This is a genomic window from Aliidiomarina haloalkalitolerans, from assembly GCF_003987315.1.
GTDB classification, from domain to species: domain Bacteria; phylum Pseudomonadota; class Gammaproteobacteria; order Enterobacterales; family Alteromonadaceae; genus Aliidiomarina; species Aliidiomarina haloalkalitolerans.
In genome coordinates this window covers 17597-43490 of sequence record NZ_PIPI01000001.1, presented here as the reverse complement: position 1 = coordinate 43490, position 25894 = coordinate 17597, and the positions used below count along the sequence as shown (strand labels likewise).

General features: G+C 50.2%; 25 protein-coding genes. 2 read left to right on the top strand and 23 right to left on the bottom strand.

The window, feature by feature from the left end; genetic code table 11:
* Positions 1-146 precede the first annotated feature (146 nt).
* Positions 147-776, top strand: a complete 630-nt coding sequence (gene hisIE / locus CWE06_RS00205) for a bifunctional phosphoribosyl-AMP cyclohydrolase/phosphoribosyl-ATP diphosphatase HisIE (protein WP_126790312.1) — start codon at positions 147-149, stop codon at positions 774-776.
* Between the two features lie 79 nt (positions 777-855).
* Here the strand turns inward: hisIE and CWE06_RS00200 are convergent, their stop codons facing one another.
* From CWE06_RS00200 to CWE06_RS00100, 22 genes are all read right to left on the bottom strand, one after another.
* Positions 856-1866 (bottom strand): type II toxin-antitoxin system HipA family toxin, encoded by a 1011-nt coding sequence (locus tag CWE06_RS00200; RefSeq protein ID WP_126790311.1) that lies wholly within the window; start codon positions 1864-1866, stop codon positions 856-858.
* A complete protein-coding gene (locus CWE06_RS00195; RefSeq protein ID WP_126790310.1) occupies positions 1866-2216 on the bottom strand; it encodes a HipA N-terminal domain-containing protein in 351 nt (116 codons plus the stop codon). The genes CWE06_RS00200 and CWE06_RS00195 overlap by 1 nt, the downstream gene beginning before the upstream one ends.
* Positions 2209-2526, bottom strand: a complete 318-nt coding sequence (locus CWE06_RS00190; RefSeq protein WP_126790309.1) for a helix-turn-helix domain-containing protein — start codon at positions 2524-2526, stop codon at positions 2209-2211. The genes CWE06_RS00195 and CWE06_RS00190 overlap by 8 nt, the downstream gene beginning before the upstream one ends.
* Before the next feature lie 256 nt (positions 2527-2782).
* On the bottom strand, positions 2783-5311 hold the full coding sequence (locus tag CWE06_RS00185) for a DUF305 domain-containing protein (protein ID WP_126790308.1): 2529 nt from the start codon (positions 5309-5311) through the stop codon (positions 2783-2785).
* Between the two features lie 172 nt (positions 5312-5483).
* Positions 5484-6839, bottom strand: a complete 1356-nt coding sequence (locus tag CWE06_RS00180; RefSeq protein WP_126790307.1) for an MATE family efflux transporter — start codon at positions 6837-6839, stop codon at positions 5484-5486.
* 32 nt (positions 6840-6871) lie between these two features.
* Positions 6872-8056: an aminotransferase class V-fold PLP-dependent enzyme gene (locus CWE06_RS00175; RefSeq protein ID WP_126790306.1), complete on the bottom strand. Its 1185-nt coding sequence runs from the start codon at positions 8054-8056 to the stop codon at positions 6872-6874.
* Between the two features lie 11 nt (positions 8057-8067).
* Positions 8068-8964, bottom strand: a complete 897-nt coding sequence (locus tag CWE06_RS00170; RefSeq protein WP_126790305.1) for an alpha/beta fold hydrolase — start codon at positions 8962-8964, stop codon at positions 8068-8070.
* Between the two features lie 24 nt (positions 8965-8988).
* Complete coding sequence (locus CWE06_RS00165; protein ID WP_126790304.1) at positions 8989-9378, bottom strand: MAPEG family protein; 390 nt, start codon at positions 9376-9378, stop codon at positions 8989-8991.
* Between the two features lie 154 nt (positions 9379-9532).
* Positions 9533-10177 (bottom strand): adenylate kinase, encoded by a 645-nt coding sequence (gene adk / locus CWE06_RS00160; protein ID WP_126790303.1) that lies wholly within the window; start codon positions 10175-10177, stop codon positions 9533-9535.
* 173 nt (positions 10178-10350) lie between these two features.
* Positions 10351-12267 (bottom strand): molecular chaperone HtpG, encoded by a 1917-nt coding sequence (htpG, locus tag CWE06_RS00155; RefSeq protein WP_126790302.1) that lies wholly within the window; start codon positions 12265-12267, stop codon positions 10351-10353.
* A gap of 114 nt (positions 12268-12381) precedes the next feature.
* Complete coding sequence (gene recR, locus CWE06_RS00150; RefSeq protein ID WP_126790301.1) at positions 12382-12984, bottom strand: recombination mediator RecR; 603 nt, start codon at positions 12982-12984, stop codon at positions 12382-12384.
* A 64-nt stretch (positions 12985-13048) separates the two neighbouring features.
* Complete coding sequence (locus CWE06_RS00145) at positions 13049-13381, bottom strand: YbaB/EbfC family nucleoid-associated protein (RefSeq protein ID WP_126790300.1); 333 nt, start codon at positions 13379-13381, stop codon at positions 13049-13051.
* An 86-nt stretch (positions 13382-13467) separates the two neighbouring features.
* Positions 13468-16092 (bottom strand): DNA polymerase III subunit gamma/tau, encoded by a 2625-nt coding sequence (gene dnaX, locus CWE06_RS00140; RefSeq protein WP_126790299.1) that lies wholly within the window; start codon positions 16090-16092, stop codon positions 13468-13470.
* 37 nt (positions 16093-16129) lie between these two features.
* Entirely contained in the window at positions 16130-16687 is a 558-nt protein-coding gene (locus tag CWE06_RS00135; RefSeq protein WP_126790298.1) for an adenine phosphoribosyltransferase, read from the bottom strand.
* A gap of 10 nt (positions 16688-16697) precedes the next feature.
* Positions 16698-17078, bottom strand: a complete 381-nt coding sequence (locus tag CWE06_RS00130; RefSeq protein ID WP_126790297.1) for a response regulator — start codon at positions 17076-17078, stop codon at positions 16698-16700.
* A 69-nt stretch (positions 17079-17147) separates the two neighbouring features.
* Complete coding sequence (locus CWE06_RS12555; protein ID WP_275065560.1) at positions 17148-17273, bottom strand: hypothetical protein; 126 nt, start codon at positions 17271-17273, stop codon at positions 17148-17150.
* 148 nt (positions 17274-17421) lie between these two features.
* Positions 17422-18744, bottom strand: a complete 1323-nt coding sequence (locus tag CWE06_RS00125; protein WP_126790296.1) for a tetratricopeptide repeat protein — start codon at positions 18742-18744, stop codon at positions 17422-17424.
* 3 nt (positions 18745-18747) lie between these two features.
* Positions 18748-19362 (bottom strand): energy transducer TonB, encoded by a 615-nt coding sequence (locus CWE06_RS00120; RefSeq protein WP_126790295.1) that lies wholly within the window; start codon positions 19360-19362, stop codon positions 18748-18750.
* Between the two features lie 2 nt (positions 19363-19364).
* Positions 19365-19766 carry an ExbD/TolR family protein gene (locus CWE06_RS00115; RefSeq protein WP_126790294.1) on the bottom strand — a complete coding sequence of 134 codons (402 nt, stop codon included), beginning with the start codon at positions 19764-19766 and terminating at the stop codon, positions 19365-19367.
* 12 nt (positions 19767-19778) lie between these two features.
* Positions 19779-20306, bottom strand: coding sequence for a MotA/TolQ/ExbB proton channel family protein (locus CWE06_RS00110; RefSeq protein WP_126790293.1), 528 nt, complete (start codon positions 20304-20306; stop codon positions 19779-19781).
* A 3-nt stretch (positions 20307-20309) separates the two neighbouring features.
* The gene (locus CWE06_RS00105; RefSeq protein WP_126790292.1) at positions 20310-21677 is read right to left on the bottom strand and encodes a MotA/TolQ/ExbB proton channel family protein; all 1368 of its coding nucleotides are present in this window, start codon (positions 21675-21677) and stop codon (positions 20310-20312) included.
* Positions 21674-22462, bottom strand: coding sequence for a DUF3450 domain-containing protein (locus CWE06_RS00100; RefSeq protein WP_126790291.1), 789 nt, complete (start codon positions 22460-22462; stop codon positions 21674-21676). Before CWE06_RS00100 ends, CWE06_RS00105 begins: the two co-directional genes overlap by 4 nt.
* Positions 22463-22556: 94 nt before the next feature.
* Here CWE06_RS00100 and CWE06_RS00095 point away from each other — a divergent pair, with 94 nt between their 5' ends.
* On the top strand, positions 22557-22847 hold the full coding sequence (locus CWE06_RS00095; protein WP_126790290.1) for a hypothetical protein: 291 nt from the start codon (positions 22557-22559) through the stop codon (positions 22845-22847).
* A gap of 158 nt (positions 22848-23005) precedes the next feature.
* Here CWE06_RS00095 and CWE06_RS00090 read toward each other — a convergent pair whose 3' ends face one another.
* Positions 23006-25786: a TonB-dependent receptor plug domain-containing protein gene (locus CWE06_RS00090; RefSeq protein ID WP_126790289.1), complete on the bottom strand. Its 2781-nt coding sequence runs from the start codon at positions 25784-25786 to the stop codon at positions 23006-23008.
* Positions 25787-25894 lie beyond the last annotated feature (108 nt).

Genomic DNA, 25894 nt, shown 5'->3' with positions numbered 1-25894 from the left:
AGGGGATTCAGCCTAAGGCGATTCGCTCGGCACAATCAGGCTCAGTCACACTTAGTTAGGCTCAACATGAGTTAGGCTCAACATGAATAATATTCACTTTATAGCAGGCCTAACCTGAACAGAATTCATTTTAGAAGGGAACCAACATGATTGTTGATGGTAAAAACCTCGACCAACTCGCTTGGCAAAAAATGGAAGACCTTTTGCCCGCAATAGTGCAAGACAGCATCAGCGGCCGTGTCCTCATGCAGGGCTACATGAACCGTGAAGCGCTGACCCATACCATGCAGAGCGGTCAAGTTACTTTCTTCAGCCGCAGTAAGCAGCGCTTGTGGACCAAAGGGGAAAGCTCAGGACACGTGCTGGAGCTGGTATCCGTCACTGCTGATTGCGATCAGGACTCACTGTTGGTGTTGGCCAAGCCACACGGCCCAACTTGCCACTTAGGCACTGAAAGCTGTTGGTTACCGCCGGAGTTCCCAGCCATCAGTGAATTGATCGAGCTGGAGAACACCGTCAAACAGCGCAAAGCAGAACTCGCCAACGGTGATGCGGGCAGCAGCTACACCGCCGAGCTACTCGCGAGCGGTATTCGCCGCTGTGCACAAAAAGTCGGTGAAGAAGGTGTCGAAGTGGCGCTCGCCGCCGTTGCCCAAGACGACGACGCCCTGCTCAACGAAAGCGCTGATTTGCTCTACCACTTAACTGTGGTGTTGCAAGCCCGCGACTTACAGCTCAGTGATGTCATCGACGTCTTGCGCGCACGCAAAAAATAGCGCTGCGCGCTTCCTTCTATGGACTTGGGTTAAAGGTAAACGATTAGAAAATCGAATCGTGATTGCATCGTAAGCGGGTTTAAAGCGCTCGTCGTAAGCAAGCAATTCGGTTTTCAATCTCTTCCATGATGACCCTTTGCATTGGTTCTGGCATCAGCGAAGCTTGGACAATTGGTTTGAGGTGTTTTTCAACCTTGTCGGTCAATACGGTCACAAACGCTGTCGCCGCCTTCTCGTTCAAACCGAGCGTTTGGCCAAGAGCAACAAAATCTTGTTTGGTGTAATAACCGAAGTGCTCATATTCCGGCGAGAAAGTCCCCGCTCGTTCTGCTTCGTTGAGTGACAACGTCAGGTAATCTGCAAGATTGTATTCGGGGTACGGGAAAACCGATAGCACATCATACATTGGAGTAAAGTCGAACATCGTGGTGCTGGCTGAGTTCGGCTTGCGGTACATCGCGAAGTTTTTTAGGTGCAAATCATTATTGCCCACCAAGTACGCGAACAGAACTTGCTGCAGTCCTTTCATGATAACCGGGGCTTTTCGACCCGCTGCTTCATACATGATTCGAATCGCCAATTCGTATGACCACATGTCATGGTCGCCTTTGTTCGATGAATGGGCCTGACACAGTGAAGCTGCGTCTTCAACGAAAAGACGTTGCCCATCCGCAAGCTTGTCAAATCGTTTGGTAATATAACCAAACTCTCCGTCCTCAAAGGGAATCACCGCACAATCCGGTGCGTGTAAGCCCACCGCACGAGCAAGGTTCATCATCGCATGTTCATTTTCTGGCAAATGAGAGATAGTTGGTGGCGTCGGCTTTAAAATGTAATCGCCATTGCCTTGAGCGGGTACAAGCTTATTCCCCTCAAGTCGCACCATCACTTTTCGCTGCACGCCAGAAATCGATTGCCCCTCAAGATAAGGTCCCGCTTGACGTTCGAACTCACTTGCAGTCATCGCAATGGTTAAACCGCCAACCGGCAGCGATGGCAATCCAAACATCGATTTAACGAACCGCCTGCTAAAGCCTTCGGTTAATTGCGAATCGGCGGTCGGTTTGAGCGTTCCGAGGCAAATACCCATCACGCCTCCTTTGGCTGCGGAGTGACACTGACAGCGCCAATCAGGTCGCGCCCGTTTGCTAACAAAAGGCCAAACGAGTCTTGCTTGTCAGTTCGGGCTTTTGCGCTTTGATAGCGTCGTATCCAACCTTCACTTGTCAGGTTTTCAAAGAATGGCGGTAATACATCAGATACAAAAGGCTGCTCTTGGAGTGGGAAATGATGGCCAATTGGACTGCCATTCAGGAGGTAATTTTGGTCGTATTGAAACTGGTATTCAAACCGCAAGCCATCGCTGACTTCGCTTAAAGTACCAGCCAGACGTCCATTCGCCCACACGAAGCCGACTCGTTCACGTCTGATCTTATTCATCGATCGGCCCCGCGTAGAGTGTCATGCCAAAAGACTGGAGGATGCTCATCAAGGTATCCACGCGCATCGATGTAGGCTCGTTCTCAAAACGACGCATGGTGTGCGGTGTCACGCCAGCCATTAAAGTAAAATCGCCTTTGCTCAAGCCATGCTCTTTTCGATAAACAGCGACCAACTCAGAGATATCGTCAATATGTGTAAACGGCCTATCGGCAGACGTCGCACTATGCCTAATCGCGTCTTGCACCGCTATTTTCAACTGTTCAAGCGCGTGCTCAATATTCTCGTTTACGTCGATTAACCGACTCATAAAAAGCACTCCAATTACATATATGTATAAAATATACACGAATTGGTAAGCTAAAGACAATTTTTAACTTTAATTGTTACTGAGATACCTTTTTTGCATGATTTAAATAACTATTGCGCACTTCGTTACAAATTCGGCAGTTTAACTCCGTTAAAAGTGATTAAAGCCCTAATGCCTATCTGACAAGCATTAGGGCATTGCCCAGCATTTTTTAGAGTAAGAAAAGTCAACGCGGTGCATCGCACCGCGCTAGTGATTAACGTAAGCGAGCAGCAAGCCCTTCGAGTGTCTCACCAAGGCCGTGCAAACGCTGGCGATCAATTCCTTCACGGGAATTTGCCTCACGCTTCATGTCCGCCGCCATACTATTCAGACGATTAGATAATCCGCGATTACGACGACCCCGCTCAAGCGCTTGCTCGGTTTCTTCAAGCATGCTGGTCAGTTGCGTCACTTGTGCTTCGCTAAGACGGTTAGAACGTTGCAGCTGGTCTCTGTAAGCGAGTGCAATCACTGGTTCAGCCGGCCAGCTCAGTGTTTCTTGCAACTGCGGATTAAACTCCTTGCCCTTATCAACCAACCGGGCAGCAGCAAGCTCGTTCGCGCTGATATAATCACTCGGTACCAGCTCAAGAACATCCAAACCACGGACAATTTCAGTACCGTAAACAAGGCCACGATACCAGTAGGTTGACCAATAACCACCGGTCACCAAGGCTTTCTCATCAATAGGGCCGCGATCGAAATACGCAATCTCAAACGGGTTCGATGAATCCGTGAAGTCAAACACCGAGACACCACCTTGATACCAGGCTTGAACCATGACGTCGCGACCAGGTACCGGCAAGAGCGAACCATTGTGCGCAACACAGTTTTCAGTGTCGCTTTGCGGTGCTGGCAGTTTGTAATAGCTGCGGAACACGAGCTGATTGTCGACAATGTCGTAGATGGCATTGGCGCCCCAGTGCATCGGGTCGGATGCACGGCAACGAGGACGAGTGCCACCACCCCACTCATCCGTGAAGATCACTTTGCTACCGTCGTTACTGAACGTTGCTGAGTGCCAATATGCAAAGCCTGGGTCAACCACATCGTCAATCCGCACTGGATTCACTGGGTCCGTGATATCAAAAAGAATACCATTCCCTGAACACGCACCGGCGGCGAGGTTCGCTGCTGGGAATACAGTGATGTCATGGCAATGATTCGTTTCATTCGTCGTTTGCGTACCCGGACCATGGTCACCACGCTCCCATAGACCTGCGAGGTTACCGGTGTTAGGGTCCGCAAAAACTGCTGGACTATGAATAATGCGTGAGTCTTGTGGGCGATCGATTGGAATCTCGATGACATCGATGCGGAACAACGCTGTGCGATCATCGCGGAATGGGTCTTTATTCAGACAGCCTTCGAGCTCTTCATCTTCACGCACAAAGCTGGTTGCTGAGTTATAAACAATCAAACGATTATCGTCGTTCGCAACGACCGTGTGGGTGTGTGAACCACGGCAGGTTTGCACCGCGCCCACTTGCACCGGCATGGTCAAGTCACTGATGTCGAAAATACGCAGACCGCGGAAGCGCTCTTCACTCACTTGCCCTGCGACACCACGTAATCCGCAATCTAAACGACCACTGCCTTGTTCAACCGACATAATCAGTAAGTCACCGACGATTGACACGTCACCTTGGCCACCCGGACAAACGACGGCACTGATGAGCTCGGGTTCACCATGACGACTAATGTCATAAATTTTGAAGCCGTGATAGCTACCCACGACAAGCGTGTTATCCGAGAATGCCATGTCGGTGTTGGCGAAATCGAGTAACGTCGGACGATCGCTTGAACCGCGTGAACGCGTTGGCGTTTCTCCTTCAGTATTTGCTTCGGCAGCGGCTTCAGTGCGCTCGGCATCATTTTCTTCAGCGGCTTTAGCAAGCTCACGTAAGCGGCTTGCAGGCAGGCCGGCTGGATTTTCTGGATCATAGAAGCCCGTTGGCTTCGGTAAGGCAGCAAGTAATTCCATGTTCCAAATGGCTTCACCAGCATCACGGAACCCCGCGGCGAGGCCGGCCCGTGGATCAGGCGAATAGCCAGCAAGCATAACAAGCATTCGCCCTATTTCAGCTTCTTGCTCGTTCTTAACTTCATTGACAAATTCAAATAACTCGGCTTCTTCCGCAGCACCTCGATGACGTAACAAATCACCCACCATGGTCAATGCACCTTCGTGGTGTTTGATCATGAGTTCAAGGAACATCCGGTCGAAATCAGGCCCAGTCGACGCGGCTAACGCCTCCATTTGCTCAGGCGTTGCCATCCCTTCCATCATTTGATGGCCGCTGTGCTCTTCATGACCGTGATGTCCGTGGTGACCATGATGACCGTGATCCGTATGTTCACTCCAATCGCGACTCGGCACAGTTTGTCCGCGCTCTGCAAGCCATTGCGTCATGTATTCAATTTCATCGACTTGCGTACGCTCGATTCGCGAAGCCAACTCGACCATGGCATTACTGCTGGTTCGTTCTGCAAGGAGAGCCGTCATATCCAACGCTTGCTGGTGATGTGGAATCATGTCTTGCATGAACTTCACGTCGGCAGTCGTGAACCGCGCAGACACCAGCTGAATTGCATCTTCAGCACTGATTTGACGACTGGGCTGCCCTGGGGCACCCGGTTGCACAAGTGGGACATCAGCAATTGCGACTGTCACACAAGAGGCCGCTGCGAGCGCGAGCACCAGCGGAGATAAACGTAGAGGAGAACGACGATTTTGTGGCATGAAACTTGACCCGTAGATTTAACAAAAATTCAATATACGGGGTACACCTCAGAAGGCCATAAATATTGCGTTTAAACAACGGAATTTCAGGATGAAAGCGATTTAGGCTTTAATCATTCGAATCATGAACATTCAGAGCCGCCAGTTAGTCACTGCCAGTGAGAGCGTGCTGCTAATTATGTTTCGCCACCCAAGCAGAGTGGACGCGGAACAAGCGCAAGGTCAACAGCACGGCCGCGACACTTAAGCCGGAAATAAAGCCAATCCAAAAGCCGGCTGCACCCATGCGCGGCACAATCAAATCGGTCAAAGCCAAGATAATCCCCACCGTCAAGCCAAACGGCCAATAGGCAATCAGCGTGACGACCATCGCCGCGCGGGTATCTTTATAACCACGCAGTGCGCCAATCGAAATCGCTTGGAAGGTGTCGGAAATGGTGAAAATCGCCGCTAAACCAAGCAAAGTCCCCGCCAACTGAATAATTTCCGTGTTTTCGGTGTAAAAACTTGCTAACCAACGTCCGCCCAGCCACATGCCCAGTCCATTAATCGTCGCAAAACTGAGGCCAAGCAGCATGGCCACTTTATAGGCATTCATGGCATCGTCCGGCTGCCGCGAACCGAGTGCAAAACCAACCCGCAAGGTCACCGCCATACTTAAACTGAGTGGGAACATATACACAATCGACGACACGTTTAAGGCAATCTGGTGGCCTGACACCATAATCGCACCTAATGGTGCTATTAAAATCGCCACCGCAGCAAACAATGAAGTTTCGAAAAACAACGACATTGAAATTGGAAAACCGATCCGGGTGAAGTGCCACATGTCGTCCCAATTCGGTGGATAAAAACGACGGAACGGCATCACTGGACGATAGCGCTTTGACAACACCACATAGAGCAACAAGCTCAATGCCATCCCCCACAGAACAAGCGCCGACGCAATGCCAGAACCAGCGCCACCCAATGCAGGCATGCCGAGCTTGCCGTAGATAAAGACATAGTTTGCAGGGATGTTGATAAGCAGGCCAATAACGCCAATCACTAACGACGGCATGGTATGCGACAAGCCTTCACAGAAGTTGCGCAGCACCACATACAGAACAAACGCTGGTAAACCCCACACAATATAGTGCAAATAGTCCAAGGTCATGCGCCGAAATTCTGGCTCGACGTCCATCACGGCAAGCACCGACGGCGCTAAATACATCAGTAGGCCGGTGAGTAGCGCGGCAATGATACACGTATAGAGATTCTGTTGCAGGTGGCGACCGAGTTGGGAACGGTCACCAGCACCATCACAATGCGAAACGACAGGCGCCAAGGACAAACCAAAACCAAAAATGATCAAGGTCAGCGGAATCCAGATCGCGCCGCCTACAGCCACCGCAGCTAGATCGGTCGGCCCCACTCGGCCTGACATCAAGGTGTCGACCACACCCATCATCATCTGGGTTAATTGCGCGATTAAAATCGGGCCAGTAAGTAAGCCAAGTTTTTTTGTTTCTGGCCAAAGATGTCGCATGACTTTGCATACCTCAAATCAACAAACGTGCGCTACCCGAGCAAAGCAAACGCTTTGCTTAAACCTTGCTGCAAGCGCTGAATGTCAGTCGCCTGATTATAAACACCGAGTGAAAAGCGCAAACAGCCTTGTGTCGTGTAATGCTGCACCAACGGCTGTGCGCAATGATGACCGCTACGTGCGGCAATCTGTTGCTGGTCGAGCAGCATAGCGAGATCATTCCGATGCACATCCGGATCGTCGCTGGTCACACTCACCACTGGAATCGTGCCATCGCCATGCGGCAACAGCCGTAATTGCGGAAAATCTTTAAGCATACTGAGCAACTGCTGAGTTAAATCGCGCAAGTAAGCATGGCTGCCCTGTGCGCGCGCCGCCGCAAGGAAGTCCAAGGCCGCCACTAAGCCAGCAATACCAACCAAATTCGGCGTGCCTGGCTCAAAACGCTGGACACCTTGCACATAGTCACTGTGCGTCGCACTGACCGTGCGCACAATACCACCACCCACTTGATACAGCGGTAACTCGGCTACCGCGCGCGGGCTCAACCACAGGGCGCCGATGCCGGTTGGCCCATACACTTTATGTCCAGAAAACGCTAAAGCATCGATACCCAAAGCCGTCGGCTCAAGAGTCAGATGTGCGGCCGTCTGAGCGGCGTCAACCACCACATAAGCGCCCACTGCTTGCGCTGCTGCAGTAATATCCGTCAGTTCGTTGACCACACCCAGCACGTTACTCGCGTGGGTCACCGCCACCACACGCGTGCGTTGGTCTATGGGCAGATTGGCGAACGTACCATCGGTTGCCAGCGGAATCACTCTCAGCTCAGCGCCTTTGGCGGCACACAACTGCTGCCAGGGTAAAAAATTAGCATGATGCTCTGCTAAACTCACCACCACATTGTCGCCTGCTTGCACCCGTTCAGCGAGGCCAGCAGCAAGCAAATTCAGACTATCCGTCGTGCCTTTGGTGAAGACAACCTGTGCAGCACTGCTGTTAAAAAACACTGCGACGCGCTCCCGAGCAGCTTCATACATGGCAGTCGCTGCTTGGCTCAGTTGGTAATTACCGCGGTGTACATTAGCATGGTGATAACGCAAATAATCGGCCATTGCTGTCACTACAACTTCAGGCACCTGACAGGACGAAGCGCTGTCTAGATAGACTAAATCCGGTTGGGCCTGAAACAGCGGAAAATCTGAACGAAGATTCATAGCTTGACTCGCTACCCGTCAACTGCGGCAGATTGCTGAACGCTGTGCGTTGACTCAGGGCTCGCACTCGCTTGCAACACATAACGCAAGCCGTTCACTAACAGCGGGTTCACCACTGTAGCCTGCGTCAGTGGCGCCATATGTCCTGCTGCCACATCTAAGTGCAGACAATGAGGTATTGTTGCTGCCAAGCATTGCGCCACAGTCTGACTCGACAATGGAGATTCGGTACCATGCACTAACACCACCGGCATGCGCAACGCAGCATAGTCAGCAAGCTCGGTTGCCTCATCCAGTAACGCATGGAAGTCCGCTTGTACTTTTGCTTGCTGCGTCACCATTTGGCTTCGCGCCCGCTCTGGTAAGCGAGCAAAATAGCCGGGGGTATTCCAATAATCGACAAAGCTCGCAGCAGCTTCGGCCAGACTTAAGTTGTCCATTTGCTCGGCAATCGCCACAATTTCGGCGCGTGCGGGACTATCGGCTGGCAAGACATGAAAACTAACCGGTTCATACAACACCAAACCACGCACTTGCTCTGGATAGCGCAACGCCCATTGCAACGCCAACGCGCCGCCATACGAGTGCCCAACTAACACGACAGGCTCTTGACCTGGGCGCGCAGCGAACGGCAGCTGTGATGAGTCAGCAGTCAGCGCTGCCAGCTCATCGGCAAGGCGAAAATCGACCGCCTCTTTGCTCACCGGCGCACCGCGACCATAACCGATTAAATCAGGGGCGAAAAATTCGTGTACCTGAGCTGTGCTTTTGCTAACCATGCTTGCAGTCGTCGTGCCCGCGTCAGCCGTTTCAGAGCCTGCAAGCAAACCCTCAACAAGCAACGCTTTGTGCAGGTTTTTCCACTGCCCCGAGTGACTTTGCGAGCTGTGTAATGCAACGATATTCATGCCAAACCTTGCCAACTTCTGCGCTTAAGCCAGCGCTAAAATAATCAAATGAATCGCTGCAATCAGCAGCATTAAGAACGTGCCTAGAACTCCGATAGTACGGTAAATACTGACACCAGCGGTTTTAGTCAGGCCAATCGCATGATTAACGCGGGCGACAAACAGCAAACCACCAAGCCCATACAGCCACAGTGCGCTTAAACCTTGCCATTCGAGCAGAGCTAATAAGATCAAAGCTAACGGCACATATTCAGTAAAGTTACCGTGAATGCGCACGGCGACTTTTAAGTCCAAGCTTTCACCGGTGCCAATGCCGACTTTGTCACGCCAGCGCAGGCGAATAATCCGAATTGACAGCACTAACAACAACAGCGTCAATAACCCTGCAAATAAACTTGTTATAGGTAAAATCATCACGTATTCCTTGCATCGTGCCGTTACTGCAGGCAATTAAAAAATGAAACCCGGACCAACCGAAGTTGTCCGGGCCTTATTCTACGCTTTCTTCGCAGCTAACTCGAGCACCAAGTCACAGCAGGTGCGTAACCGAGTTCGTGCCTGTGGCCAATTAACCTAAAAGGTCTTTCAGCTCAGCGCTTACCGCTTCAACTTTTTTGGTTCCATCAAGTTTGTGATAAGTCACCACGTTTTGCTTCGCCAAGTCTTGGTAATACGCTACCAACGGCTCGGTTTGCTCATGGTAAATAGCCAAACGCTTGCGCACCGTTTCTTCTTTGTCGTCATCGCGAATGACGAGGTCTTCACCGCTAACGTCGTCTTTGCCTTCTTCTTTTGGTGGGTTATACACCACGTGATACACCCGGCCAGAACCAGGGTGCACGCGACGACCCGCCATACGCTCAACAATCACGTCGTCGGCAACGTCAAATTCCAGCACGTAGTCGATTTTAATGCCGGCTTCTTGCATGGCGTCTGCTTGTGGAATGGTGCGCGGAAAACCGTCAAGGAGAAAACCGTTTTTACAGTCTTCTTGCGCAATTCGCTCCTGCACCAAGCCAATCATAATGTCGTCTGACACTAACTGGCCTGCATCCATCACTGCCTTCGCCTTTTGGCCAAGTTCTGTGCCCGCTTTGATTGCCGCCCGGAGCATGTCACCGGTCGAAATCTGCGGAATATTATAGGTATTCATCAGAAATTGGGCTTGCGTGCCCTTCCCTGCGCCTGGCGCCCCCAGCAGGATGATCCGCATGGTAATTCCCCTGTTATTACACAATTAAAAGACAAGTTTTAGAAAGTCTCGAAAATAATGCGCTCAACTTTACCTTTCAAGCCCTCAAATAACAAGGCCGACCATCGTCGCATATGGCGAAAAACCGCGACATGGCCGGCCTTAACCGTTGTACTTACCTCGAAAGCGGTAAGTTACATCGCCAACATCAGCTTATTCAAACGGCGAACGAAACTGCTCGGGTCTTTCAAGCTACCCCGTTCCGCTAACGTCGCTTGGTCAAGCAGGACTTCCGCCCACTCACCAAAACGTGCGTCGTCTTGCTCATTGGCAATGCGTTGGACGAGCGGATGATCCGGGTTTAACTCGAAAATATATTTCGTTTCTGGCACTTTCTGCCCGGCCGCTTCCATCAGCTTCGCCATTTGTGTCGACATGTCGTTCTCGTCGGTGACAATACACGCCGGTGAATCCGTTAAACGGTGCGTCACTCGCACTTTCTTCACTTTCTCACCAAGCGTTTTGCTGAACCGTTCAACCGTCGCTTCAAAGTCTTTCTCAAGCTGTTCGTGCTCTTGCTTCTCCGCCTCGTCTTCCATGCTGCCGAGGTCTAAATCACCACGCGTGACCGACTGGAATTTCTTCTCTTGGTACTCATCAAGATGGCTCATTAACCATTCGTCGATACGATCTGACAACAACAAGACTTCAACGCCTTTCTTACGGAAGATTTCCAAGGCTGGATTGTTCTTCGCAGCTTCGTAGCTATCCGCAACAATGTAGTAGATCTTGTCCTGGCCTTCTTTCATGCGCTCAATATAGCTATCAAGCGACACGCGCTGCTTGTCACTGTCTTCATGGGTACTTGCAAAGCGCAACAACTCACAAATTCGCTCAATATTCGCTTGGTCTTCAGCTGGACCTTCTTTTAGGACATTACCGAAGTTATCCCAGAAACTCGCATAAGCTTCTTGGTCATCACGCGCTAATTTCGCCAAGCTCTGCAACACTTTCTTCGTATTTCCGCTGCGCATAGCACGCGTGACTTTGTTGTCTTGCAGAATTTCCCGCGACACGTTCAACGGTAAATCATTCGAGTCAATCAAACCGCGGACAAAGCGTAGGTAGGTCGGCATAAACTGCTCAGCGTCGTCCATAATGAACACCCGCTGCACATAAAGCTTAATGCCTTTTTGATTGTCACGGTTCCATAAGTCCCACGGCGCTCGCTTTGGAATGTACAGCAAGCTCGTGTACTCATGCTTACCTTCGACCTTATTGTGTGACCACAGCAACGGCTCATCGAAGTCATGGGCAACACTCTTATAAAACTCTTTGTATTCGTCTTCGCTGATGTCCGCTTTCTCGCGCAGCCACAGTGCTTTACCGGCATTCACAGTTTCCCATTGACCCGGCTCTGCAGGGATTTTCTCACCGTCTGGGCCGTCGCGCTCAGGGGTTTCGTCCTGCCACATTTGCACTGGAATATTCAGATGGTCTGAATAGGTAGTCACAATCGAGCGGAGTTTCCAGCTGTCCAGAAACTCTTCTTCACCTTCCCGCAGATGCAAGGTGATTTCAGTGCCACGTGACGGTTTGTTTAATGCTGCAATGGTAAATTCGCCATCACCTTCCGACTGCCACTCGACACCTTCTGCCGCAGCAACTCCTGCCGCACGCGTGCGCACCGTGACGCGGTCGGCAACAATAAACGCCGAGTAGAAACCAACCCCGAACTGACCGATTAGCTGTGAGTCTTTCGCTTGGTCGCCAGACAATTGGCTAAAGAATTCTTTGGTACCCGACTTCGCGATCGTGCCGAGGTTGCTCATAACCTCGTCGCGGGTCATGCCGATACCGTTATCACTAATGGTTATCGTGCGTGCGTCTTTATCGACACTCAAGCGCACGCGCAGTTCTGCATCACCTTCAAACAGGTCATTATTCTGTAACGCTTTAAAGCGCAGCTTATCGGCCGCGTCAGAAGCGTTTGAGATTAATTCCCGCAGGAAAATTTCCTTATTTGAATACAGCGAATGAATCATCAGATGCAAAAGCTGTTTTACTTCCGTCTGAAACCCGTGTTTTTCAGCATGCTGACTATCAGCCATGGTGATTTCTCTCCTGAATAACTAAGTTGATTAACCCTAGTTATCACATGGGGATCAGCAGACCTTATTTCAAGCGAAAAATTTCAAGCAAAAATTTTCACGGAAAATTTTCAATTAGAACGTTTTGCGCCCAGAGAAGGCATGACCTAGGGTCGTGTGGTCGACATATTCGAGTTCTCCACCGACCGGGACGCCATGGGCAATGCGGGAGGTTTTAATCTGATAGCGGCGGGCAAGGTCGGCAATAAAATATGCGGTTGCATCGCCTTCCATGGTTGGATTGGTTGCCAAAATAACTTCGTCGATGTTGCCTTGTTCGAAGCGCTGTTCCAGTAAATCCAAGCCAATGTCAGCGGGGCCAATGCCATCGAGTGGCGACAGCCGCCCCATCAGCACAAAATACTGGCCACGAAACTGACTAGTTTGCTCAACCGCCAACACATCAGCTGGTGATTCAACAATACACAAGAGTTTTTCCTCGGCTCGCACTGGGTCAGCACAAATCGAGCAGATATCAGCTTCGGTGAGGGTTCGGCAAGAGGAGCAGCGCCCAACCACTTCGAGTGCATGGGATAGGCTATCTGCGAGCTTTGCTGCGCCGTCTCGTTGCTTTTCAAGCAACTGGAAGGCCATCCGTTGCGCCGTTTTTTGTCCCACACCCGGTAACACCCTTAGGGCGTCAATCAATGCTGAAATCGCTGGACTGTATGTTTTCATGAGTCAGACTTCTTCATGATGAAAGGTTACGGGAAAACGGCGACAAGGCCGGCCTAAGCGGCAATTAAAATGGTAGTTTCATGCCCGGCGGCAAACCCATACCACCAGCAATTGAGCCCATCTTCTCTTTGGTTGCTTCTTCAACCCGACGCACTGCGTCATTGGTTGCTGCAGCAATTAAGTCTTCGAGCATTTCACGGTCGTCTTCGTCACCAAACAAGTTTGGGTCGATAGCCACACGTTTAACGTTGTGGTTACCATACATGGTGACTTTAACCATGCCCGCACCCGCCTCACCAGTGACTTCCATACGAGCGATTTCTGCCTGCGCCTGCTGCATTTTTTCCTGCATCTGCTGCGCCTGCTTCATCATGTTACCTAAACCACCTTTGAACATGCTTTTTCTCTCTTCTTAATCAAAAAAATCTTCGGACAATGTGCTGAAAGCATACCACAGGGCCCTCATGGACGGAACGTCAACCGTTAATGCAGTACGCGTACGTCAGATATTTGGGCTGCCAGCTCCGATTGCAAGCGCTGAATAGCCGGGTGTTCGTCCAATCGCTGTTTTGCCGCTGCTAAACGCTGCGCATCAATGTCTTGTTGAATCTGAAATGGCGTTTTTTCGGGTTGACCGAGTTCAATGTGTAGCTGATTGGCATCGAGGACTTTACCGAGCTCATGTCGCAAACTCGCTTCCATATGCCCCGACAGTAAGGCACGTTGTGACTCGTCCACGACTAAACGTAAACCCTGTTCAGACCGCTGCAGGTAGGCGTTCAATAACACTTGTCGAGTTCGCCCAACAACCTCGAGACGATCAACCAATGCACTCCATTCGTCAACTTGGGCGGCAAAACGAATTTCGCCGTCGTCTGCAGTGCTTTTGGCTTGCTCGGTTGGCGCTTGCGCCGCTTGATCGTGCGTTGCTGTTATAGCAGTCGCCACCCCTGAGGCAGGCTTTGGCGAAGGTTTTGGCGAAGGCTTTGGCGAAGGTTTTGGTGAAAGCTCTGGCGCTAGTTTTGGTGCTGGCTCTGGCGAAGGCTCTGATGCAGTTTGCTCAGCTAACACTTGAACTTGCGCCACAGACTCGGATTTTGATTGTACTGCAGAATCAGGCTCTACTAACAGCTCCGCTGTTCCAGGCTTTTTCTGCTCTACTGCCGTTTCTGTAGCGTGCGTTTCAGGCTTTATCTGCTCTACTGCCGTTTCTGTAGCGTGCGTTTCAGGCTTTATCTGCTCTCCTGCGGTTTCTGGCACTTGCGCTGCAATGCGTTGCCCCGAATTCACGACAGTCGGTTCACGGCGATTCTTGCGAGACAGCGCATCACGCGTTGCAATTAAACTGGCCAAGCCTGAAGCCGTTGACCCGGAAGGCGTCTCGGGCATTGCTGACGACGTTGTTTCTGTTACCTGCTGAGCTGCTTGTCGAGCACCGCCTGCCGGCTTATGGTTCGCTGTAGCCTGTTGCTCTTGTGACTGCTGCTCTTGTGACTGCTGTGCTTGCGACTGCTGAGCTTGCATTTGGTAGGAATGAGCCTGCTGCTCTAGCTCTTGCTGTTGGGCATGCAAGGCCATCAAATCATCATCTTCGTCGTCATCAGCAAATGGAAATTCAGCTGCACTATCCTGCCTTGCTTCATGATCCTTCGACACTGGCTGAGCAGTTCCTGGCGCAACTGGAGAAGCTTGAACAGATGCCTGTTGAGCCGAACTCGTCATGACATCTTGCTTGGGTACTGTATCAGCGGTCGCAACGGTTTGAGGTTCTGCAGGTGCAGGCTCTGCTGTCGACTGCTCTAAAACTGCAGACTCGGCAACCGAAGGCGCTTTTTCTGAAGACTCTGTAACCTCAGACTCTGCAACCTCAGGCACCACAACCTCAGCCTCTGCAACTGCAGACTCTTCAACAGAAGGTGCGGCCGGTTTATCAGTCGCTTCAGCGTCATAATTTGTCGCAGGTTCAGCAACCTGCTTTTCTTCAACCTTTGCTGGCTTTCCCGGCGTCGTTGCCCCCGCAACCTGAGGACGAAACGCGACTAAGCGCAACAAGGTCATTTCGACCCCGCTCATGGTATCTGCCGCAAACGGCAACTCGCGACGGCCTTCAATAACTAAACGGTAATAAACTTGCAACGCCGGCGCCGGAATTTCTGCGGCCAACGCCTGTAGCTGTTCCCTTTGCGCCAATAACTCTGAATCGAGCAAGCTTGGCGCCACTTGTACCAGCGCAAGTTGATGCAATAGCCCTTGTAACTCCGCTAAAATTCCAGCCACATCCGGCACTCGCTGAGCTAACTCACGTAACATGGTCAACGTTTTAGTCACATCACCGCTATGCACGGCTGCAACCAACTCCAGTAAATTATGCGCATCAATCCGACCCAGCATTTGCGCGACCACATCTTCGCGTACGGCCTGATTGCCTTGGGCAATGGCTTGGTCGGTTAAGCTTAAAGCATCACGCATGCTGCCGTTCGCCGAGCGCGCTAACAGCGACAACGCAGCCGCGTCATACGGAATTTGCTCTGCTTGCAGAATATGTTCAAGCTGGCCACTAATTTCGTCTCGGGTGAGCCCGCGTAAATTAAACTGCAAACAGCGCGACAACACAGTCACTGGCAACTTGTCCGGATCGGTCGTCGCTAGCAAGAAAATCACATGGGGAGGCGGCTCTTCGAGGGTTTTCAACAGCGCATTAAAACTATGCCGAGAGAGCATGTGCACTTCGTCAATGAGGTAGACCTTGTAGCGGCCACTGGTTGGCCGGTACTGCACGTTCTCAAGAATTTCGCGAGTGTCTTCGACCTTGGTCCGTGACGCTGCATCAATCTCCATCAAGTCGACGAAACGGCCTGCTTCAATGTCGACACAGGATGAACATTCGCCACACGGGGTGGCCGTAATACCGATTTCACAGTTTAGGCTGCGTGACAGAATTCGAGCGATGGTGGTTTTACCGACGCCGCGAGTTCCTGTCAGTAAATAAGCATGATGGAGGCGCTGATGAGTTAAGGCATTCGTGAGTGCCTGCAACACGTGTTGTTGTCCAACCACTTCGGTAAAATTCCGTGGTCGCCATTTCCGTGCCAGCACTTGGTAACTCATGCCGCCTCCATTATTTTATGATTATTATCGGATTTTATTATTCGTCGAACGCACAAATAGCGTAACTGTTAATACCCATTTGATCGAGCTTTTTACGCCCGCCTAAATATAATAATTCACAGACAAACGCAGTTTCCATAATCGTCGCCGGTGTCTTGCGAACTAAATCCACCGCAGCAGAGATAGTCCCGCCAGTGGCGAGCATGTCATCCATGATGATAACCTTGTCACGCGGCTTCAGGGCGTCTTTGTGCAACTCGAGAACATCGTCGCCGTACTCGAGCATATAACTTGCCGAGAACACGTCACGCGGCAATTTACCCGCTTTACGAATGAGCGTTAAACCAATCCCCAAACGGTCTGCGAGTGCGGCAGAGAAAATAAAACCGCGAGCTTCCACGGCAACAACTTGGGTTAAGCCCATGTTGTCATAACGTTCAGCGAACAAATCGATACTGTTGCGCAATGCTCGTGGGTCTTGTAATGCCGGGGTAATATCGCGAAAACGTATACCCGGCTTCGGAAAGTTTTCAACCGGTGTGATGCGGCGCGCAATATAATTACTGCGCATATCGGCAGCGGTATAATGAGTCATTCGTAGTTACTCAGGCAACAACGCGTCGTTTGGTCAGATCGCGCAAATGAGAAATTAAAACATCGGCTTGCAAAGGCTTACCAAGCACCACGGTAGCGCCAAAGCGAACCGCTTTATCGGCCACTTGATTCGGCTCCGACGTCGTCATAAAAACTAAAGGCGTTGAGTCGTACTCAGGCTCCTCGCGGAGGTTTTTCAACAACATATAGCCGTCCATTAACGGCATTTTATGGTCAAGAAGCACGATATCGAAGCATTCTTTTCTTGCCCGGTTTAAGCCGTCTAATCCGTCGACGGCGACAGTCACTTGAAACCCTGAATTCGCCAGCATCTCTAAGATCTGCTCACGCGTCCGTGCGTTATCTTCAACCAATAACAAAGACAATGCCATGTCTACCCCTTAAGAAAGTGATTCGCTTGCGAATCAAAACTACTCAGTCGTCGGTTTGGACCGTATAACTTAAGCAGTGAATAATGAGATTAAGCGCAGAACTACTGGTAATAAAGCAATACCAACAAACACTAAGACTACGAGCAGCCAGTGTAAACCGCCGGTTTGCTCCTTAAAGTTTTCTTGCCCAGCCATTCATTAATCCTCAATTGAATTATTTATGTGGGTTACGATCATATCTGATCCTGAACATTTAAGAAAGTTCCCTCGCCTACCGAACAAATAACAAAAAGCCCTTGCGCTTACGCACAAGGGCTTTCAATTCGATCACTAGCTGTGAATATTAAATGCTTGAACCGCGACGTTCTGCAGTCGATTTAATATATTCAGCCCAGCTGCTCGCGTTACGGCGTGTGCTGCTAAAGCGAGTTGCGCTTTGTGCAGCTTGATACGCTTGGCGATACTGGTTGCTGTAGAAGTAAGCTTCCGCTAACGACATATACAAACGACCAGCGTCTTCACCTTGCGGTACACGGTTAATCGCTTCTTGGAAAGCCGGAGCTGCTTCACGATAACGCTCAGCTAACAACAACGCTTCACCAATACGGCGATAATAATCGCGAATATCAGACTCACTCTCGGCTACGCCAATTGCTTCACGGTACATTTCAGCTGCGCGACGGAACTCGCGGGCAGTGTGATATGAACGTGCAGCCATTGAGAAGTTCTGAGCTGTCTTGGTTACGTTGCCATTGTCTAAGTGACGGCGCATTAACTCCGCTGCGTGGAACGGCACACCGCTGTTGTTCAGTAACTGATACAAAGCACGGTAGTCGTTTTCACGAGTAAAGTAACCTGCGTCGTAGGCAATACGCATGGTAGACAAAGCGTTGTCATAGTTCTCGTTTAACATGTAGAACATGCCCAACTGCACCCACCAGCCTTTCTCCGCAGGAAGCACTTGTACACCGCGCTCCAACACAGAGATTGCCTGAGGGACCTGACCACTCTCGTAGTAAGCTGCAATCATTAACACATACGGGTTCCGGTTTGGTTCCGGCTGGTTAAGAATTGCGCGCTCAGCAAAAGGGATCACGCGGTCGTACTGCTTCAGTTCCATGTGTGCAGAGGCCATCCGGATAAGTACATCTGGATTCCACTCACCCACGAATTGCAGGTAACGACGGAACATGGTGATTGCGCCTTCAAAGTTCTCTTCAATTAGATAAAGATTACCGAGAAGTTGCAAAGCGTTCGACTGGTCACTAAAGCTTAACACGTCTGGAGCGACTGCTGTTTCCAACTCGCGGATCGCGCGCGGAATACCAGTTGGGTCATCTTCCAAGCCTGCTAACAAAGTACCTTTGAAACGCGCCACGTATGCGCGGTCATAATCTGTTGCGCCGCGAGTAGGAATTTGCTCAAGCTCATTCAGAGCTGTTTGCATATCACCTGCTTCGTACGCTTCAAACGATGCCATAACACGACGAGCGACACGCTCACCCAAGGCCTGCGAGCGACGGTTGTCCCGTGCACGTTGGACTTGTTCTGGCGTTGGGATATCAAACCCAACGTCAGGAGATGCCGCTTGTTGCGCCTGTGGTGCGGACAGAGTTAAACCCATCGCGAAGACCACAGCACCAATTGTCGATGTGATAGTTTTCATAGGTTAGTTCCCGTCCATTGTAAAGTCGAGTTGAACTGTCAAACCTTCTTGACGTTGCGGACGACCATCCACCACTTTTGGCGCATAACGCCAGCGTGCTAGTGCACGGCGAGCTTCTTGGTCAAATACCCGACGCGGATTCGCTTCAATAACTTCGATATCCGTTACGCCACCGGTTTCGTCAATCGTAAAGCGCAGTCTTACCCATCCTTCGATGCCATCTCGTGCCGCAGCCGGCGGATAACGAGGCTCTACCCGAACAATCGGTTGAGCATCACCATCGCGGCCTAAACCTGCACCTGGGTCACCCAGGCCAGTGTTCGCGCCACCGAGATCTACACCACCAATGTCAAGATTAAATGACACTGCATCGTCAGACGCTTGAGGTTCCTGAGGAGGACTCTCTGGCGGCTGCTCTGGCGGCTCCGGAGGAGGCGGCGGCGTCCGACGACGCGTAGACTCTTCCGATTCCGGTGGTGCACCGACAATATCGATCGTGGCAGGTGCTTCAGGCGGTTCTGCCCGCTGCGCCCCACCACTGATCAAAAATGCCATAAAGACAAACAGCAGGAAGGTAACAGCAGCGCCTAGTAGTATTGATACTAAGATGCGTACCATAATTAATCGTTCTCCGCTGCTATCGAAATTTGGGCAATGCCGGCTTCTTTAATTTGGTCCATCACCTTCACGACAATACCATGACGGGCATTTTCGTCTGCTTGAATAACCACCATATCGGTAGGCTGTTCAGCAAGGAGACGTTCCAAGTTAGCGGCAACCCGCTCGACGTCGACCTGGCGGCGATCCATCCATACCTCACCGTTTTCACGGATAGCGATAAAGATGTTGGCCGAAGGTTTCTGAGTCGCTTGTGCTGCTTCAGGACGATTTACATCAATACCTGCTTCTTTCACAAACGATGTTGTTACGATGAAGAAGATCAACATGATGAAGACGATGTCGAGCATCGGCGTCATGTCTAGTGTTGCTTCTTCCTCTTCGCGTAAACGTTTACGTGCCATAATTCTTCTCTCTTAATGATGAGGCAGACTATCAATTAATTGCTCTTTTGCCGCTTTCGCACGCGCATCAAGGCGCTGAGCAAAGAACATACCTGATAGTGCTGCAACCATTCCCGCCATTGTCGGAATTGTTGCCATTGAGATACCACCCGCCATAAGACGTGGGTTACCTGTACCTTGTACCGCCATAATTTCAAATACAGCGATCATACCAGTAACCGTACCAAGTAGACCGATTAACGGACAAATGGCAATCATTGTCTTCAGCAGCAGCATCCGCGCTGACAGTTTTTCGGACGCTTCGGAAACCCATGCATCACGGATTCTATGTGCGTACCAGGAGGTGGTGTCTTCTCGTGCATTCCACTCCTTGATGATGCGATCCCGCTCCTTCGGGAACACACCAAGGAGATACCACCAACGCTCGACCATAACGATCCACATGATCAGTAGCGCGATGAACACCAGGTATAAAACGTCACCACCTGTGCCAATAAAATCCCTGACAGTTTCCCATAGTCCCATCAGGTACAATTGCATAGCTTACGCTCCCTTCTTCTCTGCGTGAGAAGCGACGATGCCAGCTGCCTGCTCATCAAGAATGTGCAGAATTGATTTGCTCTTCGAAGCCACAATTGAGTGGATTACGATAAGCGGTAGTGCTGCAATCAGACCCATCGCAGTCGTTACAAGTGCCATTGAGATGTCACCTGCCATGATCCGCGGGTCACCAGTACCGAATAGTGTGATTGATTGGAAGGTACCAATCATACCAACTACCGTACCTAATAGACCCATAAGCGGCGCGATTGCTGCAAGGATCTTGATGATGTTCACACCAGCTTCAACTTTCGGCGTTTCACGTAGAATCGCTTCGTCAAGTTTCAGCTCAAGGTTTTCAGCATCAGTGTTCGGGTTCTCATGGTACACCTTCAAGATACGACCCAGTGGGTTCTTGTCTGAAGGGTTCTGAGGGTTCTTCAACTGACGACGGATTGCACCACCTACAGCAGTTAGGGTCACTAACTTGTAGATTGCGATCACGAAACCAAGGATAAGAACAACAGTGATTGCATAACCAACGGTCTGACCTTGGTGATAACGCTCAGACAATGTCGCTTTCTGCGTTAACAAGCTCAAGATCTGGCCACGTGAAGGGTCAACGAACACACCGGCAAAGCCAGAGTTGGTGTTTTCGAAGTTAGACGCTGCACGTAAAATGTGACCAGCTGGTTGACGAGCAATCGGCTGAATTTGTTGAGTGGCGTCGTTGTACAGTAAGTATTCACCGTCAGAAATCAGGTTGAATGCACCGATACGAATAACGTCACGAACTTCTGAACCACCGTCAAGCAGAGTAACTTCGCCTTGATAGCGAGCAACTTTACCTGATTCAGTCATTTCAGTTAGAAGTGCTAACCATAGCTCTTCGAGTTCACCGATGTTTGGTAACTCACGCGCTTGCGCTAAGCTTTCCAGAACCAAGTGACGGTCTGGGTACTGAGCACTTACGATAGACGTAGAGATACGACCGATAGTGTCAGAAGCGGCACCACGGATAACACCGAAGATTTCACCCAAAGTACCGACCATGTTATCAAGTTCGGTTTCTTTGTTAGCGATGTTAATTTCATTTTGTGCGTATTCTTCTTGCAGACGCGTGCTGCGTTGCTGCTCGTTACGCAGTTGTTGTTGCGCTTGACGCAAAAGTGCTTGCTTGTCAGCACGATCGCTCATGAACTCACGCTCACGGGCTTCATCGATACGCTGCATTGCTGCACGTTGTTGCTGAACTTGTTGCAACAACTGGTCAAGTGTACGCGCTTCTTGTGCCGAAGCACCGAAGGCTGCTGATGCCGCTAGGGTTAAACCAGCCGCGGCAACCATAAGGTTTTTAACTACTTGTTTCATTCTGCATTCTCCGCGGCAAAGATTGGCAGACGTACCACGTCATACGCAGTTTGACGACGTGACATACGGATAGCTTGAGTTAACGGGCTCAGGAATGAGTCATCAACACGAGTCCACTCACGGGCTGTGTTATCCCACAACCATGCATTACGCATATCGAGTGACTGAGCTAAGAATGCAACACGGCCAAGGTGGAAGTAATCAACCGCGATGTCTTGACCGCCGTAGCTCAGGGTACCCTGATACGCGATTAGACCAACGCCGTAATCCATCTCGATTTGGTATGCTTCAACGATTTGACGGAACTTCTCAGAGTCAGTCACGTTAGAACGAGTCATTAGGTCACGTAGACGCTCAACTCGACGCTCCCGCTGCTCACGGTGGATTGGAATATCCAGCTGAACGAATTCGTCTAATGAATCGATCATTTTGTACATCAAAGGAACCACGCCTTGACGTGTTTCTTCGATACCGTCGATTTGACGCTGCAACGACGCTAAGGTCGCGTTTTGGTCGTCAACCAACGCTTGTACGTGATCGTTATAAAGTTTCAGAGCTTCGAATTCCGCAACAACTGCACGGTATTCACCGAGTAGTTCACGGCTTTGCTCGAACAAAGAGTCGATACGCTCTTGAGAGGCAACCTGAGCGCGGTTAGTTTGCGTTTGCTCAGCTTGTAACTGTGACAAAGTAGGATTGCTAGCAGAAGCTAGTCCTACCCCTGTCAGCGCCATCACACCTACCACGGCGGCAGCGATTTTGCTTCGTTTGATTACTGTGGTCATAGTTCCCAACCAATTTGACTTAACTTCATCCGTTGCTTACGAGGTTTAGAACAAAATTGCGAACATCACCTGGTAAAGCTAAGGACCCAGTTGTGTGAGTGATGAAAAAGGTTTTTCTACACCAAATATACGCTATTTCGCGAAAATAGCATTGCCTGAATACTCCCACGAACCCGCCAAGCGTGTCAACCGGGCATTTTCAATCATTTTTCGGTTACTCAATCGAACCGGTAAAATTCCTTTGATTTACCCATGTTTATTCCTTGCTTTACACAAAATTGCGTGGTCTCCAGAGAATATTATGAACCTGCTCATCAAGAATAGTTCAAAATTTATGCAATCAGGCAAGTTTACGCCCTCTTTACTTGCCAGAGAGACACCATGATGAGGTTGAACGCATCAACTGGTAGGAGCACATTGGCAACGCCAAACGCCAGTCTATCGCATTTTTCTTAAATTTTTATGACAAAAAAACCGGCTCTCGAAAGAGCCGGTCTGCTTGTTTTATACCTGTTGCTTCAACTCACGAACGTGAGCGTCTGCTTAGAAACGCTGAGTGTAACGAACGTAAGTTACGCGACCAAACGCATTGTACAGGTTGAAGTTGTAGCCACGACCACCGAAGCCGTATTCTGGACCGTCGATCACGTCAATCTTCGGTAATTTTTCGAAGATGTTCTGTGCGCCAACAGTCACACGACCGTTCCACGGAGTGTTATAGCTTAACTGCAGATCGTGAGTTGTCCACGTACCCCAGTTACCACAACGAGCTGTGGTTACGCCTGCACCAGCATTAGTACAGTTCGGGAATTCGCCTTCAGCGTTACGCGCTTCAACGAAGGTGTACTGAGTACCGATGACGTTGATGTTCCACGCTGCAGTGAAGTCACCCCAAGAGTACTGGTTCTGCAAGGTGATACGCTGTTGTGGTAAACCACGGTCTTTCACTTCGTTACGGCCGCCGTCAGTTTTGTAATCAAAAATGTGCGACACGTTCAAGTTAGACGTTAATGCACCCATATCACCGAAGTCGAATTGAGTACGAACGTTAATGTCTAAACCAGAAGTTTCTAAAGTACCTGCGTTACCGAAACCAGCGTCGATGCGCGTGATACGGCCATCAGCACCACGAGTTACACCAAGACCATCAGGAATTGGGTCGCCCGCAGCTTCCGCGTCGATCAAGTTCTGTGAGGTGTATGAACGAATACGATCATCGATTTCAATGTTGTAGTAATCAACAGTGAAGTTCAACCACTCGATTGGCTGATAAGCCACACACAATGAGTACTGAGTTGATGACTCAGAGCTCAGGTCTGGGTTAGCAATGTAGAACGCGTTGATCTGACACGCTGCTGCTGGGTCACCTGATAAGATTTCACAAGTAACTGGATCGCGCACTGAGTCAGCTGAGAACGACGTTAACTGAGTTAACACGTCAAGCGTTGGTGCACGGAAACCTAAGCCATAAGAACCACGGAGCAACAAGTTGTCCATTGGCTGCCAGCGTACGCTCACTTTTGGTGAGAAGTCTGAACCGTAGTCAGAGTAGTCATCGAAACGACCAGCGACAGATAACTCAAGGTCATACGTCAATGGTGCTAAGATTTCGAAGTAAGCAGCAGTTACGTCACGGCCGCCACCTGCAGAACTACCTGCAGAACCACCAACCAAGCCAGCTTCTGACTGTGAGTCATACTTATCTTGATAACGCTCGTCACGACGCTCGATACCAACAAAACCTTGCATCATGCCACCGCCGATTTCAGCGATTTCGAAACCTGCAGACGCATAGATTTCATCGATGTCGAAGGTAGAGATACGTGAAATAGTTACAACACCAGCAGACAGTACGTCTTGTGGGTTGTTCGATGGGTTTTGGATGTCATAACCGAAGCGGCAAGACGCGTCAAAAGAACCATCTGAACAGTAACCTGGGTTAAAGTCATTTACGTTTGACCATGCAGTGGTTGCTGATAAGTACCCGTTACCAATGTCAGAGGTTTTGTTACGAACACGACGAACACCGAAGTCGATGTCCAGTCCGCCCCAACGACCTTCAGCACCGACTAAGAAGTCAACGTTTTCGTTGTCAACTTCGCTGTCACGGTTACCCATGGCAGCAAAACGGTGATAGAAGTAAACCGGTACATTTGGACCAACCAAGTCACGATCAAATGCAACTGCATTTGGGTTACGTGGGTCATATAACCACGCATCTGGGTTAGTTGGGTTATTATAGCTGCTTGCTGGAGTCACTAAGCTTGGGTAGAAGCCATTCGTGTCTGGGGCTGGAGCGTAACGACCGAAAGAGCTAGTACGAGCGATATTCGCGTTAGAATATAAACGCCAGTCGTTGTTGATGTCGTGTTGAACTTTAACAAACAACGCTTCGTTCGAAGTTGATGCTTCGTTCGCGTTAGTCGCGTTGAAGTTATATTGGCAACGCTCTAAACCACCAACTGTTAGGTTGAAGAAGTTGTCTTCGGCACAGCCACCTGGTACTTCCATAATTGGTGGAGCAATAGGGTTGCCTGTATCCGGATTCAGACCCCAATGGTTTTCCGGGTTAGTTGCTGCGAAGTAGTTGTTACCATACACAGATGAACCTGGCTGTACCCACGGGTAGTCACGCTCAAAAATGATTTCACGCTTGTTCCAAGAAACACCACCGATGATGCTAGTTGTGTCTGAAGATGCGCCAAATACCGCAGAACCGTTCTCACGGTCACCGCCGTCAGCTGGAACTGAAACTTGGCCGGCACCAATCGTTAACTCAGCACCGTTGAAGTCACGGCGAGTGATAACGTTGATTACACCACCGATTGCATCAGAACCGTAAACCGCTGACGCACCGTCAGACAGAATTTCGATACGCTCAATGGCACCCATAGGAATTGAGTTTAAATCTTGCGAAGAACCGGTTGAAGGAGACATCGTTAAACGACGACCGTCAACAAGTACAAGTGTACGGCTCGCACCAAGACCACGCATGTTAACCTGGCTCACGCCCTGCGCTGAAGAACCAGACTGCGGACGGAATGAACCAGCGCTGTTAAAGGTTGTGTTACGGATAAGGTCAGCTGCAGAAATCTCACCAGATAGTTCGATCGACTGACGGTCGATAACGGTTACTGGTAGTGCACCTTCCATGTCCGTACGTTGAATACGTGAACCAGTTACCTGGATACGTTCAACGCGCTCTGCTGCTTCTTCTTCCTGCTCCTGGTCCTGCGCTGAGGCAATGCCTGTCATCGCAGTAGCAGTCGCACCAAACATTAGTGCTAAGCGGATAGACTTAGCTAATTTATTATTGGTGTACATGTAGTTTCTCCCTGGATCACATTAAGTGATTTTTAGGTTTAGTTTACTGGCACATGCCGAGTAAACGGGTCGAAGCCTCGTGGCTCCTGTTGCTCTATTTTTTACTTT